Raw genomic sequence first — 11,586 nt, 5'->3', positions numbered from 1 at the left:
GAAGGTCAAGGGCTGTTTCGATTTTTCGCGCCTAAGCCCTAACCGAACCGGCCGCGGGCGCGAGATGATCGTCCTGTCGGCGGCCGTGGAGAACGCGTCCGTCCGCCCCATACCCAGCGCCGCGAAAACGCGCTATAGACGCCGCCGAAACGGCGAGGCCGAACGGCATTTATGGCAAGAATATCCCTGAAGCTCGAGGAACTGATCGACGGCGAAGCCTTGCGCCGCGAGATGACCGAACTGACCGAGGCGTCGGCAGGCGACGGCTCCGGCAAGGCCGCGCGCAGCGGCGTTCTCAAGCTTCTCAAAAGCCGGCTCGCCGACGGCCGCACGGTCGCCGAACGCATGCTGATGGACGATGGCAGCGGTACCGCCTGCGCCGCCCGGCTGTCGCATCTGATGGATGAGATCATCCGCGCGCTCTACGACTTCGCCGCCACCCATGTCTATCGCGTCAAAAACCCGTCATCGGCCGAGCGCATGGCGGTCGTGGCCGTCGGCGGCTATGGCCGTGGCACGCTGGCGCCCGGGTCCGACATCGACCTGCTGTTCCTGCTGCCCTACAAGCAGACGCCATGGGGCGAGCAGATCGTCGAATACATGCTCTACATGCTGTGGGACCTCGGGCTGAAGGTCGGCCACGCCACCCGCAACATCGACGAGTGCCTCAGGCTGTCGCGCACCGACATCACCATCCGCACCTCGATCCTGGAGGCGCGCTTCCTGTGGGGCGAGCAAAAGCTCTATGACGAGCTTTTGCAGCGCTTCGACCACGAGGTGGTGCGCACCACCGGCCCCGAATATGTCCAGGCCAAGCTCGCCGAACGCGACGAGCGCCACGCCAAGGCCGGCGAGAGCCGTTACCTGGTCGAACCCAACGTCAAGGACGGCAAGGGCGGCCTGCGCGACCTGCAGACGCTGTTCTGGATCGCCAAATATTTCTACCGCGTGCGCACCGGCGAGGAACTGGTCGACAAGGGCGTCTTCACCGACGCCGAATACAGGGAATTCCAGAAGGCCGAGGATTTCCTGTGGGCGGTGCGCTGCCATATGCATTTCCTCACCGGCAAGGCCGAGGAGCGGCTGCATTTCGACATCCAGCGCGACATTGCCGAGCGGCTGGGTTACACCACCCATCCCGGCCTGTCGGCGGTCGAACGCTTCATGAAGCACTACTTCCTCGTCGCCAAGGATGTCGGCGACCTAACCCGCATTTTCTGCGCCGCGCTGGAAGAAGAGCAGGCCAAGCATGTGCCGGGCTTCAACCGCATCTTCCTCACCTTTTCGCGCCGCAAGCGCAAGCTCGCCGGCACGGCCGATTTCATCGTCGACAACCACCGCATCAACATTGCCGACGACGAGGTGTTCGAGCGCGATCCGGTCAACCTGCTCAGGCTGTTCTGGTTTGCCGACAAGCATGGCCTGGAATTCCACCCCGATGCGCTGAAGCTGTTGACCCGTTCGCTCGGCCTCGTCGGCAAGGCGCTCAGGCGCGACGAGGAGGCCAACCGGCTGTTCCTCGATATCTTGACCTCGGACCGCAATGCCGAGCTCAATCTGCGGCGCATGAACGAGGCCGGACTGCTGGCAAAGCTGATCCCGGACTTCGGCAAGATCGTCGCCATGATGCAGTTCTCGATGTACCACCACTACACCGTGGACGAGCATTTGATCCGCTGCATCGGGGTGCTGGCCGAGATCGAGCGCGGCGACGGGGAAAAGATCCATCCACTCGCCCACTCGCTGATGCCGGGGCTGAAGAAGAGCCGCGAGGCGCTCTATGTCGCGGTGCTGCTGCACGACATCGCCAAGGGCAGGCCGGAGGACCATTCGCAAGCCGGCGCCAGGATCGCCCGGCGCATCTGCCCGCATATGGGGCTCTCGCCGGCCGACACCGAAACGGTCGCCTGGCTGGTCGAGAACCACCTCGTCATGTCGATGACGGCGCAGACCCGCGACCTCAACGACCGCAAGACGATCGAGGATTTTGCCGCCATCGTGCAGTCGGTCGAACGGCTGAAGATGCTGCTGGTGCTTACCGTCTGCGATATCCGTGGCGTCGGGCCTGGGGTCTGGAACGGTTGGAAAGGCCAGCTGCTGCGCACCCTCTACTACGAGACCGAGCTTTTGTTGACCGGCGGGTTTTCGGAGGTGTCGCGCGCCAAGCGGACGGCGGCGGCGCGCGAGCAACTGGCCGAGGCGCTTGCCGACTGGCCGGAAAAGGCCCGCAAGCGTTATGTCGGCCAGCACTACGAGAACTATCTGCTGGCGGTCGATCTTCCCGACCAGCTCCGCCATGCCGAATTCATCCGCGAGGCCGATCACGCCGGCAAGAAGCTCGCCACCATGGTGAAAACCCACCAGTTCGAGGCGGTGACCGAGATCACCGTGCTGGCGCAGGACCATCCGCGCCTGCTCTCGGTGATTGCCGGCGCCTGCGCGGCGGCCGGCGGCAACATCGTCGACGCGCAGATCTTCACCACCTCGGACGGCCGCGCGCTCGACACCATCCTGATCTCGAGGGAGTTCGACCTCGACGAGGACGAGCGCCGCCGTGCCGAGCGCGTCGGCCGGCTGATCGAGGACGTGCTGTCGGGCAAGAGCTGGCTGCCCGAAATGATCGAGAAGCGGACCAAGCCGCGGCGCGGCGCCAAGGTTTTCCGTATTCCGCCACGCGCCGAGATCCGCAACACGCTGTCGAACCGTTTCTCGGTGATCGAGGTCGAGGGGCTGGACAGGCCGGGCCTTCTGTCGGAGATCACCGGCATGTTGTCGGACCTGTCGCTCGACATCGCCTCGGCCCACATCACCACCTTCGGCGAAAAGGTCATTGACACGTTCTACGTCACCGATCTCACCGGCCAGAAGATCGACAGCCCGTCGCGCACCGCGACTATCCGCAACAGGCTGATCGCGGTGCTCGAGGGCACGGCGTCCGAGCGCGGCAAGACCAAAACGGCCGCCGAGTGACTGTTACCTTCCATTTGCCCCAATCGCACAGGCAGTCTTCAAGCGCATGAGCCTTGTCAAGAAATTCGCCACGGTCGCTTCCGGCACGCTGATGAGCCGCGCCCTCGGTTTCGGCCGCGAGATGCTGATGGCTGCCGCACTCGGCACCGGGCCGATCGCCGACGCCTTCAACGCCGCCTTCCAGTTTCCCAACACCTTTCGCCGGCTGTTCGCCGAAGGCGCCTTCAATGCCGCCTTCGTGCCGCTGTTCGCCAAGGAGATCGAGACGCACGGCACCGACGGCGCCAAGCGCTTTTCCGAAGAGGTGTTCGGCGTCTTGTTCACGGCGCTTCTGGCGCTGACCATCGCCATGGAACTGGCGATGCCGTTGATCGTGCGCTATCTGGTGGCGCCGGGCTTTGCCGACACGCCGGGAAAATTCGAGACGACGGTGGCGCTGGCGACCGTCATGTTCCCCTACCTGATCTGCATGTCGCTCGGCGCCATGATGGCCGGCATGCTGAATTCGCTGCGCCGCTATTTCGCCGCTGCGGTGGCGCCGGTGTTCCTCAACGTCATCCTTATCGCCGTGCTCGCCTATGCCTGGTACAAGGGTTCGGACGCCCGCACCGTCGGTTTCGGGCTGGCCTGGGGCGTGCTGGCGGCCGGCTTGGTGCAGCTGGCGATCGTCTGGGCGGCGGTGCGCCATGCCGGCATTTCGATCGGCTTCCGGCGGCCGAAGATGACGCCGAACGTCAAGCGGCTGCTGATCCTGGCGCTGCCGGCGGCGATCACCGGCGGCATCACCCAGATCAACCAGCTGATCGGCACGGCGATCGCGTCGGCGCAGGACAGCGCGGTGTCGTCGCTGGCCTATGCCGACCGCGTCTACCAGCTGCCGCTGGGCGTCGTCGGCGTCGCCGTCGCCATCGTGCTGTTGCCGGAACTGTCGCGGGCGCTGAAATCAGGCAATCTGGTCGAGGCCGCCAATCTGCAGAACCGCTCGGTCGAGTTTACCCTTTTCATGACCTTGCCGGCGGCGGCCGCGCTGCTGGTCATGTCCGAGCCGATCGTGCGGCTGGTCTATGAGCGCGGCGCCTTTGCCGCCAACAATTCGACGCCGACGGTCGCGGCAATCCTGGCGATCTTCGGCCTCGGCCTGCCGGCCTTCGTGCTGATCAAGGCGTTCACCCCCGGCTATTTCGCCCGCGAGGACACGCGCACGCCGATGATTTTCGCCGCCATCTCGGTGGCGGTTAACATTACGACGGCGCTGACGCTGTTTCCGACCATGGGCGCGCCCGGCATTGCCGTTGCCTCCGCCGTCGCAGGCTGGGTCAATGCGGCGATGCTGCTCGCCGTGCTGATCCGGCGCGGCCATTGGGGCCGCGACGTGCCGCTCATGAAACGCATCCCGCGGCTGGTGCTGTCGGCGGCGGTGATGGCCGCGGCGCTCTATTTTGCCGAACACTGGTTCGCCGCAAGTCTCGGCTCCGGCTCGCCGCTGGTGATCAAGGCGGTAACCCTGCTTGCGCTCGTCGCCGGCGGGGCGCTGCTTTACTTCGTCACCGCCTTCGCCACCGGCGGCGCCGATTTCGGCATGATCCGCCGCAATATCGGGCGCAAGGGCTCCCAGCCGGTCAAGCAACAGTCTCCAGATCCGTGAAGCGGAATTCGTCCGCCGTCGAAAGCATCGGAACGGCGTAGTAGCGCGCGCAAGCGTAATGGAAACAGTCGGCCATGTTGAGGCGGCCAGCGTTGTTGCGAAACCGCGATGCAGCCTCAACAGCCAGAGATGCCGCGTCAGAGGCAGGCGGAAGCTCCCGCAAGGTGATTCCACGCTCTTCGAGAAAACGGCTGACTATCTTGAAGCTTGTGGCGATCGGTACGGCCAGCTTTTCCGATCGCGAAAGCGCCATCGCGGCTTCCCAAACCGCGATCGCCGACGTGAACGGAGCCGACGCCTTCATGACCGCCTGCGCGCAGCGCGGGGCTTCGGTCTCGTTGCTCAGTATTGCAACGATAGCGGCTGCATCGATGAACATCAGTCTTCGCCGGACAATTCGTCGTAGACCGAGCGCGGCAGCGGCTTGCGCGCCTGCTCGCTCAGCTCAATCCCGAACTCGGCCCGGAGCCGTGCCGCCGTTTCCAGCGGCGTCTCGCGATTGCGTCGGCGCTCCAGAGCTTCGCGCATGGCGATCACGATTGCCTCGGTGATGCCGACACCTTCAAGCCTGGCAAAAGCCCGCGTCAGGCTGTCCGCTTCCTTGTTGTTGATGTTGATCGTCATTGTTTTGCTTCCGCTGTGTAGAAAATATTATGTAGCTATCTACATCAATCCGTCAATGTGACCCTAAGCAAAACGAAGCGATTGCCGAGGCGAGCTATTTTGTTCTTGCTTTGTGCCGACAGCTATGCTACTAATTTCGGTGTGGTGCTGATTGGCGCCGAAGACCCGCCGCAAGGCGGGTTTTTGTTTCTGGTCGGCGCCATCCCCCTCAAACAGCCTCCTGCGGCGTCTTGCTCGGCCGAAGCCAAAGCCTGCGCGCCCAGTCAATACCCCCTCTTGATCGCCTCCTCGCTCTCGTCCATAAGCGCGCCGTCGCAAGACTTTCGCCGCGCGCGAAACGGCCCTCCACAAGCCAGGGAAACACTATGACCGACCTCAACCAGCCCGCCTTCAAGCCGCTCGTCTTTTCCGGCGTCCAGCCAACCGGCAATCTGCATCTCGGCAATTATCTCGGCGCCATCAAGAAATTTGTCGCCCTGCAGGACACCTCCGACTGCATCTATTGCGTCGTCGACCTGCATTCGCTGACCGCACAGCTCGTCTATGAGGATCTTCAGGACCAGACGCGTTCGATCACCGCGGCGTTTCTCGCCTCCGGCATCGACCCGACCAAGCACATCGTCTTCAACCAGTCGCGGGTGATGCAGCACGCCGAGCTTGCCTGGATCTTCAACTGCGTGGCGCGCATCGGTTGGATGAACCGCATGACGCAGTTCAAGGACAAGGCCGGCAAGGACCGCGAGAACGCCTCGCTCGGCCTGCTTGCCTATCCCTCCCTGATGGCCGCCGACATCCTTGTCTACCGCGCCACCCACGTGCCGGTCGGCGACGACCAGAAGCAGCATCTGGAACTGACCCGCGACATTGCGCAGAAATTCAACAACGACTTTTCAGACCGCATCGCAGCGCTTGGCGTCGGCGTCGAGATGCAGGTCGGCGAGGAGACGGTGAACGGCTATTTCCCGCTGACCGAGCCGGTCATCGGCGGCCCAGCGGCGCGCATCATGTCGCTGCGCGACGGTTCGAAAAAGATGTCGAAGTCGGACCCGTCGGACCTGTCGCGCATCAACCTGACCGACGACGCCGATGCCATCTCGAAGAAGATCCGCAAGGCCAAGACCGACCCAGAGGCTTTGCCCGGCGAACTGGACGGGCTTGCCGGCCGGCCGGAAGCGGAAAACCTCGTCGGCATCTATGCCGGCCTCGCCGAAATCTCGAAAGAGGCCGTGCTGAAGGAATTCGGCGGCCAGCAGTTTTCGGTGTTCAAGCCGGCGCTGGCCGATCTCGCCGTGGAAAAGCTGGCGCCGATCGCCGGCGAGATGCGCCGCATCTCCGCTGACCGCGCCTATGTCGACGCGGTGCTGCGGGATGGCGGCGAGCGTGCCGGCACACTGGCCGAAGCGACCATGAAGACCGTGCGCGACATTATCGGCCTGCTGCAAGGCTAATGCATGTCGCGCAAAAGTGTGCAGCGGTTTTGCGATAACGACATGCATAAAACAAGAACCTAAAGCGCGTCGCTGGTCGAACGCGACGCGCTTTAAGCTGCACCAGCATTGCCACAGCCGCCGGTCGCTTGCGGGCGGGCTGTGGCGGTGGCAGATTGCGAACCGAAACCATCGAACAGGGTGAATATGGTCTCCAAACGCCTCAGCCGCGAAGCCGGTCATCGTCGCAAGTTCCTGGCGATCATCGACGATACGCCAGAATGCGAGCGCGCCGTCGCCTACGCCTCGAAGCGGGCGCAAAGCACGGGCGGCGTACTGGTGCTGCTCTATGTCATCGAGCCGGATGATTTCCAGCACTGGCTGGGCGTCGAGAAGATCATGCGCGAGGAGGCGACCGCCACGGCGCGTGCGGCACTCGACAGCTACGCCAACAAGGTGCGCCAGAAGCTCGGCATCGAGCCGGAACTGGTGGTGCGCGAAGGCAAGCCGACCGAAGAGATCCACAAGCTGATCGAGGAAGACCAGGACATCGCCATCCTGGTGCTGGCGGCAGGCGCCGGCAAGGAAGGGCCTGGGCCGCTGGTCGGCGCGGTCGCCGGCAAGGGCGCCGCCTTTCCGATTCCGGTCACGGTGGTGCCGCAGAACCTGTCGGACGAAGAGATCGACAGCCTCGCCTGAGCGCGCCTCGCTCAAGGCAGGGGTAAAACATTCCGCCTGCCGCTTCCGCCGACGATGCCTTTCGCTTGAATGTCGGGCGGATAAAGCCTAATTAGAATTATTCCAAACTAGCTGCCCGAAACGGGCACGGAGACGGCCATGTTCATCCAGACCGAGTCGACGCCAAACCCGGCGACGCTGAAATTCCTGCCCGGCAAGGAAGTGCTGCAAGAAGGCACCGCCGATTTCCGCGATGCCGATAGCGCCGCGACGGCTTCGCCGCTCGCCGGCCGGCTGTTCGAAATCCCCGGCGTCACCGGCGTCTTCTTCGGCTATGATTTCATCACCGTGACCAAGGACGGCCCCGACTGGCAGCATCTGAAGCCGGCTATCCTCGGCGCCATCATGGAGCATTTCATGTCCGGCGCCCCGGTGATGGCCAAGGCCGGCCCCGCCGCCGAGACCAGCCAGACCGGCGAATTCTACGACAAGGCCGACGAGGAGTTGGTCGTCACCATCAAGGAGCTGCTCGACACGCGGGTGCGCCCGGCGGTGGCCCAGGACGGCGGCGACATCACCTTCCGCGGCTTCGAGAACGGCACGGTGTTCCTGCACATGAAGGGCGCCTGCGCCGGCTGCCCGTCGTCGACCGCGACGCTGAAGCACGGCATCCAGAACCTGCTCCGGCACTTTGTGCCGGAAGTGCAGCACGTCGAACAGGTCTCCTGACGCACCGTTCCATCGTCAACATCGATAGACAACAAAAAACCGGGCCAAAGTGCCCGGTTTTCTGTTTGCGACGTCTGTGTTGTTGCCTAGACGGTCCGCGTATAAGGGTCTTATATCACGATGACCTTGGCGCCGACCGAGGTGCGGTCGTAGAGGTCGATAATGTCCTGGTTCATCAGCCGGATGCAGCCCGACGACATCGCCTTGCCGATCGAATTCCATTCCGGGCTGCCATGCAGGCGATAACCCATGTCGCCGCCCTTGTTGAACAGGTACATGGCGCGCGCGCCGAGCGGGTTCTTCAACCCCGGGTCCATGCCACCGGCAAACTTGGCCAACTCCGGCTGGCGCTTGATCATCTGCGAAGGCGGTGTCCAGGTCGGCCATTCGCGCTTCAGCGCGATATGGGCGGTGCCGTGCCATTCGAAACCCTCACGGCCGACGCCGATGCCGTAGCGCATCGCTTCGCCGTCGCCCATGACGAAATAGAGGAACTTGTTCTGCGTATCGACGATAATGGTGCCCGGCTTTTCCTTGGTGTCGTAGTCGACGATCTGCCGGCGGTATTTGAACGGCACCTTTTCGATCGGAACGCGCGGCAGGTGATAGCCGGCGTCGGTCACCGCGCCGTAGTTGTTGGTGAAGATCTGCGAGCCGATGGTGCTGCAACCGGCGACAGCCGTCGACAGCGCCAGGGCCGCGACGATTGCAAGTGACTTCATGCGCATGAAAAGGTCCGATGCCTGCCCAAACAACAGCGGCTCGAGTCGGCCGCTTTTTTCATCTTCATTCATGCTGGCATTTGCTTTGCTTGCCAAGCGGGCGATGCCTATATCCTTGGACTTGTGTGCTGGTAAACCTGCGACTATGGCATTTCGGCAACAGCCCCCGCAGGATTATGTTGCAAAATCAATGGGCCAAGAACAAGAACCAGGAGACGAAGAAATCACCCATGAATGTCGGTGACGCTGCCCGGCGCTCTGGCCTGCGGCCAAGACCATCCGTTGCTGCGAGGAGATCGGACTGAGACGCGGCCGCTGCAGGAGAAAGTCCAGACGGGCCGGGTTTAATAAAGGACGCCGCGAAGCACGGTCCAAGCCAGAAGCCCGAACGTGCCGATCACCACCAATGCACCCAGGACCGTGCCGATCGTTTCAGGCAGTCCATCGGGGCGACCAGGACCGTCGGCCATTCAACTATCGATCATGACGTAGGCCGCACCAAACACGGCAACGATAATTGCCCCAAGCACCGCCCATCCTCTGATGGCCGGGCGGATTTCCTCCGGCGTCGCTGATTTCCGGTCGTCATCTTCCGTCATCTAATGCTCCTCGTAAAACACCGTAGCCGACATTGAAAGCGCAAGCTGCCGGCGCTGCCAAGAGCCGCAGTGGACTCTTTTGCGCAAAAGTTTAGGAACGTGCGCAGTTCGCGAGCAAGCGTTACCAGCCTTCGACACTCCGCAAAGCGCGGGCGGCGGTCACGATCCCGGTGGGCGATACCGGATCGACTTGGCTTTCCCAAGGGCTTCCATCGTCTCTTCGACACTTAGCAGCACGGTGGTCTCGTAAGAGCTGAGCGCGCCTCCCGCACCGATGGCGAGCATGACGGATGCCATCGACACGTTGTCCGGCGCCTCCCATAGGTTCCAGCCATCGTACTCTCCGAAGGCATACCAGAACCCGTGCAGCTTTCCGCCGACCGACTCGATGTAGGAACGGGCAGCCTCGCGTCTATCCTCGGGATTATCCATCAAGCGCGCCCAGGTTTCGGGCCTGTAGCTGAATCGCGTGAGATACATCGGCATGGTTCGTCTCTCCCAGAGCTGCCCCCACCAAGACAGTTAAGCGCCCCAATCCGGGAGAACGCGAGTCGTTTCCGAGGCGTAGTACCGCTGGCTTAGTTGCGGGGCCGCTAATAGACCTGTTTCAATGTTTTTTTCAGGGAGTAAGGTCAATGGCCGCATATCTCATTGCTGATGTAGACATAACCGACGCCGCCGTTTTCGAGGAATACCGCCGGGATGTGCCGGCAACCGAAGCCCGCTATGGGGGGAGGTACATCGCTCGCGGCGGAGCCACCAAAGTTCTGGAGGGCGATTGGGAACCTCATCGCCTCGTCATTGTCGAATTCCCGGACATGGCGTCCCTCCTGGCATGGTACGACTCTCCAGAATACAGCCGCCTCAAAGCCATCCGCGAACGCTGCGCAAAGACGAGAATTATTGCCCTGGAAGGGATGATGCCGATTAGCTGAGGGCCGGGTCGATGACAATGGCAAATCTGAGTTGCCATATCTGGTGCGGCCCGGCGACGGGACAGGAGCATTCTGATATGAATCAGCAAGCTTTAAACTTGCGGGCGGGAAATGACGGCCAATGATGGGAGGATGACGCCGGAAGCACTCATTGACGGGACCTACAAATCAATATGACCCAACACCAGATCGGCAGGCGGTGTTGCAGCGTGACCTAGGGTTGTGTCATGGCATTGAAAATGCCGGCGCCAACTATCGCACATAAGGCTGCGGCCCCAAGCCCTCCCACAATGATGCACCACCAGGCGCGGCCATTTCCCCGAAGCACGGGATTCATTTTTATCATCCGTCGCGCCAGAAGCCCCTGGTAGAGTGCATAAGAAGACCCGAAACCGGCGAGCCAAATGACGGAAAATACGACGCCCCGCGTGAGCATCCTATTGAGCCTAGTCTGCTCGACCGTCAAACTTGCATTCTCAGTAACCATGCTTCGCCACCTTTTTGATTATGCTGCGACCACTATCGGGCCTGCAGCGGTGAATATTAGATCAACCGCGACGCCTCGCGAAAACATAGCTCCCCTCACCAGTAGGAAACGCATTCATAACGCGAGCGGCCCGCCTTGTGGAAGGGCGGGCCTTGTAGCGCCCGCTCCACAGTATTTTGCAGATTAGGTTTGTCAGCCAGATAATCGCCGCGACCGGGTTCAAACCGTGAACAAAATCTGGCATGGTGCGGTAATGCCGATCATCTCACCTCTACCCCTCAATCCGCTCATCGACGGCCGCCAGTCGGAGCGCGCCATGCTGGTCAGGCGCGGCGTGCAGCGGCTGCTCAGGCAGATGGGCGCGCATGTCTTGCCCGAACTGTCGCTGGCCACCGGCCGGCGGGCCGACCTGGTTGCGCTGACCCGCCAGGGCGACATCTGGATCATCGAGATCAAATCCTCGATCGAGGATTTCAGGGTCGACCGCAAATGGCCGGACTACCGGCTGCATTCCGACCGGTTCTTCTTCGCCACCCATCCCGGCGTACCCCAGGAAATTTTTCCGCAGGAGTGCGGCTTCATTCTCTCCGACGGTTACGGCGCCGAGATTTTGCGCGATGCGCCCGAGCACCGCATGGCGGCGGCAACGCGCAAGGCGCTGATGCTGAGGATCGCACGCGCCGGTGCGTCGCGGCTGCTGGCGGCGGAGCTTGCCGGCGTGTCGGTGCCCGCGCTGGACGGCGAGAGCGAATAGAGGTTTGCGCTCTCCG

13 protein-coding genes are annotated in these 11,586 nt (G+C 62.6%); 7 read left to right on the top strand and 6 right to left on the bottom strand.

Annotated features, from left to right (window positions below; translation table 11 throughout):
* Nucleotides 1-171: 171 nt before the first annotated feature.
* Both NKI52_RS13380 and murJ read left to right on the top strand, forming a co-directional pair.
* Nucleotides 172-2,970 carry a [protein-PII] uridylyltransferase gene (locus NKI52_RS13380; RefSeq protein ID WP_352577462.1) on the top strand — a complete coding sequence of 933 codons (2,799 nt, stop codon included), beginning with the start codon at nucleotides 172-174 and terminating at the stop codon, nucleotides 2,968-2,970.
* 46 nt (nucleotides 2,971-3,016) lie between these two features.
* On the top strand, nucleotides 3,017-4,615 hold the full coding sequence (murJ, locus tag NKI52_RS13375) for a murein biosynthesis integral membrane protein MurJ (RefSeq protein WP_352570229.1): 1,599 nt from the start codon (nucleotides 3,017-3,019) through the stop codon (nucleotides 4,613-4,615).
* Here murJ and NKI52_RS13370 read toward each other — a convergent pair.
* Nucleotides 4,590-4,994, bottom strand: coding sequence for a type II toxin-antitoxin system VapC family toxin (locus tag NKI52_RS13370; RefSeq protein WP_352698229.1), 405 nt, complete (start codon nucleotides 4,992-4,994; stop codon nucleotides 4,590-4,592). The two genes, murJ and NKI52_RS13370, sit on opposite strands and share 26 nt — an antisense overlap.
* Nucleotides 4,994-5,239, bottom strand: coding sequence for a type II toxin-antitoxin system VapB family antitoxin (locus NKI52_RS13365; protein ID WP_023676383.1), 246 nt, complete (start codon nucleotides 5,237-5,239; stop codon nucleotides 4,994-4,996). Before NKI52_RS13365 ends, NKI52_RS13370 begins: the two co-directional genes overlap by 1 nt.
* Nucleotides 5,240-5,604: 365 nt before the next feature.
* On the opposite strand from NKI52_RS13365, the gene trpS reads away from it, so the two are divergent.
* The 3 genes from trpS to NKI52_RS13350 all read left to right on the top strand — a co-directional run bounded on the left by trpS (nucleotide 5,605) and on the right by NKI52_RS13350 (nucleotide 8,073).
* On the top strand, nucleotides 5,605-6,687 hold the full coding sequence (gene trpS / locus NKI52_RS13360; RefSeq protein ID WP_023676384.1) for a tryptophan--tRNA ligase: 1,083 nt from the start codon (nucleotides 5,605-5,607) through the stop codon (nucleotides 6,685-6,687).
* A gap of 186 nt (nucleotides 6,688-6,873) precedes the next feature.
* Entirely contained in the window at nucleotides 6,874-7,365 is a 492-nt protein-coding gene (locus tag NKI52_RS13355; protein ID WP_023717912.1) for a universal stress protein, read from the top strand.
* Between the two features lie 138 nt (nucleotides 7,366-7,503).
* Nucleotides 7,504-8,073, top strand: a complete 570-nt coding sequence (locus NKI52_RS13350) for a NifU family protein (protein WP_023676386.1) — start codon at nucleotides 7,504-7,506, stop codon at nucleotides 8,071-8,073.
* Between the two features lie 110 nt (nucleotides 8,074-8,183).
* Here the strand turns inward: NKI52_RS13350 and NKI52_RS13345 are convergent, their stop codons facing one another.
* The 4 genes from NKI52_RS13345 to NKI52_RS13330 all read right to left on the bottom strand — a co-directional run bounded on the left by NKI52_RS13345 (nucleotide 8,184) and on the right by NKI52_RS13330 (nucleotide 9,880).
* Nucleotides 8,184-8,801, bottom strand: coding sequence for a L,D-transpeptidase (locus NKI52_RS13345; RefSeq protein ID WP_352591300.1), 618 nt, complete (start codon nucleotides 8,799-8,801; stop codon nucleotides 8,184-8,186).
* Nucleotides 8,802-9,139: 338 nt separating this feature from the next.
* On the bottom strand, nucleotides 9,140-9,265 hold the full coding sequence (locus tag NKI52_RS13340) for a hypothetical protein (protein WP_023676388.1): 126 nt from the start codon (nucleotides 9,263-9,265) through the stop codon (nucleotides 9,140-9,142).
* Nucleotides 9,266-9,394, bottom strand: coding sequence for a hypothetical protein (locus NKI52_RS13335; RefSeq protein WP_023676389.1), 129 nt, complete (start codon nucleotides 9,392-9,394; stop codon nucleotides 9,266-9,268).
* Between the two features lie 159 nt (nucleotides 9,395-9,553).
* Entirely contained in the window at nucleotides 9,554-9,880 is a 327-nt protein-coding gene (locus tag NKI52_RS13330; RefSeq protein WP_352476054.1) for a GYD domain-containing protein, read from the bottom strand.
* Nucleotides 9,881-10,029: 149 nt separating this feature from the next.
* On the opposite strand from NKI52_RS13330, the gene NKI52_RS13325 reads away from it, so the two are divergent.
* Both NKI52_RS13325 and NKI52_RS13320 read left to right on the top strand, forming a co-directional pair.
* Nucleotides 10,030-10,329: a DUF1330 domain-containing protein gene (locus NKI52_RS13325; protein WP_352570234.1), complete on the top strand. Its 300-nt coding sequence runs from the start codon at nucleotides 10,030-10,032 to the stop codon at nucleotides 10,327-10,329.
* Nucleotides 10,330-11,069: 740 nt separating this feature from the next.
* A complete protein-coding gene (locus NKI52_RS13320; RefSeq protein ID WP_023676393.1) occupies nucleotides 11,070-11,570 on the top strand; it encodes an MmcB family DNA repair protein in 501 nt (166 codons plus the stop codon).
* The last annotated feature ends 16 nt before the right edge of the window (nucleotides 11,571-11,586 follow it).

Origin of the sequence: Mesorhizobium sp. M0590, assembly GCF_040320905.1 — a bacterium.
In the GTDB taxonomy this organism is placed as follows: domain Bacteria; phylum Pseudomonadota; class Alphaproteobacteria; order Rhizobiales; family Rhizobiaceae; genus Mesorhizobium.
This window is presented reverse-complemented; position numbering and strand designations above follow the sequence as displayed.

Coding starts and splice junctions, on each gene's coding strand:
- NKI52_RS13380 (WP_352577462.1), top strand. CDS start 172: ATGGCAAGAATATCCCTGAAGCTCGAGGAACTGATCGACGGCGAAGCC.
- murJ (WP_352570229.1), top strand. CDS start 3,017: ATGAGCCTTGTCAAGAAATTCGCCACGGTCGCTTCCGGCACGCTGATG.
- NKI52_RS13370 (WP_352698229.1), bottom strand. CDS start 4,994: ATGTTCATCGATGCAGCCGCTATCGTTGCAATACTGAGCAACGAGACC.
- NKI52_RS13365 (WP_023676383.1), bottom strand. CDS start 5,239: ATGACGATCAACATCAACAACAAGGAAGCGGACAGCCTGACGCGGGCT.
- trpS (WP_023676384.1), top strand. CDS start 5,605: ATGACCGACCTCAACCAGCCCGCCTTCAAGCCGCTCGTCTTTTCCGGC.
- NKI52_RS13355 (WP_023717912.1), top strand. CDS start 6,874: ATGGTCTCCAAACGCCTCAGCCGCGAAGCCGGTCATCGTCGCAAGTTC.
- NKI52_RS13350 (WP_023676386.1), top strand. CDS start 7,504: ATGTTCATCCAGACCGAGTCGACGCCAAACCCGGCGACGCTGAAATTC.
- NKI52_RS13345 (WP_352591300.1), bottom strand. CDS start 8,801: ATGCGCATGAAGTCACTTGCAATCGTCGCGGCCCTGGCGCTGTCGACG.
- NKI52_RS13340 (WP_023676388.1), bottom strand. CDS start 9,265: ATGGCCGACGGTCCTGGTCGCCCCGATGGACTGCCTGAAACGATCGGC.
- NKI52_RS13335 (WP_023676389.1), bottom strand. CDS start 9,394: ATGACGGAAGATGACGACCGGAAATCAGCGACGCCGGAGGAAATCCGC.
- NKI52_RS13330 (WP_352476054.1), bottom strand. CDS start 9,880: ATGCCGATGTATCTCACGCGATTCAGCTACAGGCCCGAAACCTGGGCG.
- NKI52_RS13325 (WP_352570234.1), top strand. CDS start 10,030: ATGGCCGCATATCTCATTGCTGATGTAGACATAACCGACGCCGCCGTT.
- NKI52_RS13320 (WP_023676393.1), top strand. CDS start 11,070: ATGCCGATCATCTCACCTCTACCCCTCAATCCGCTCATCGACGGCCGC.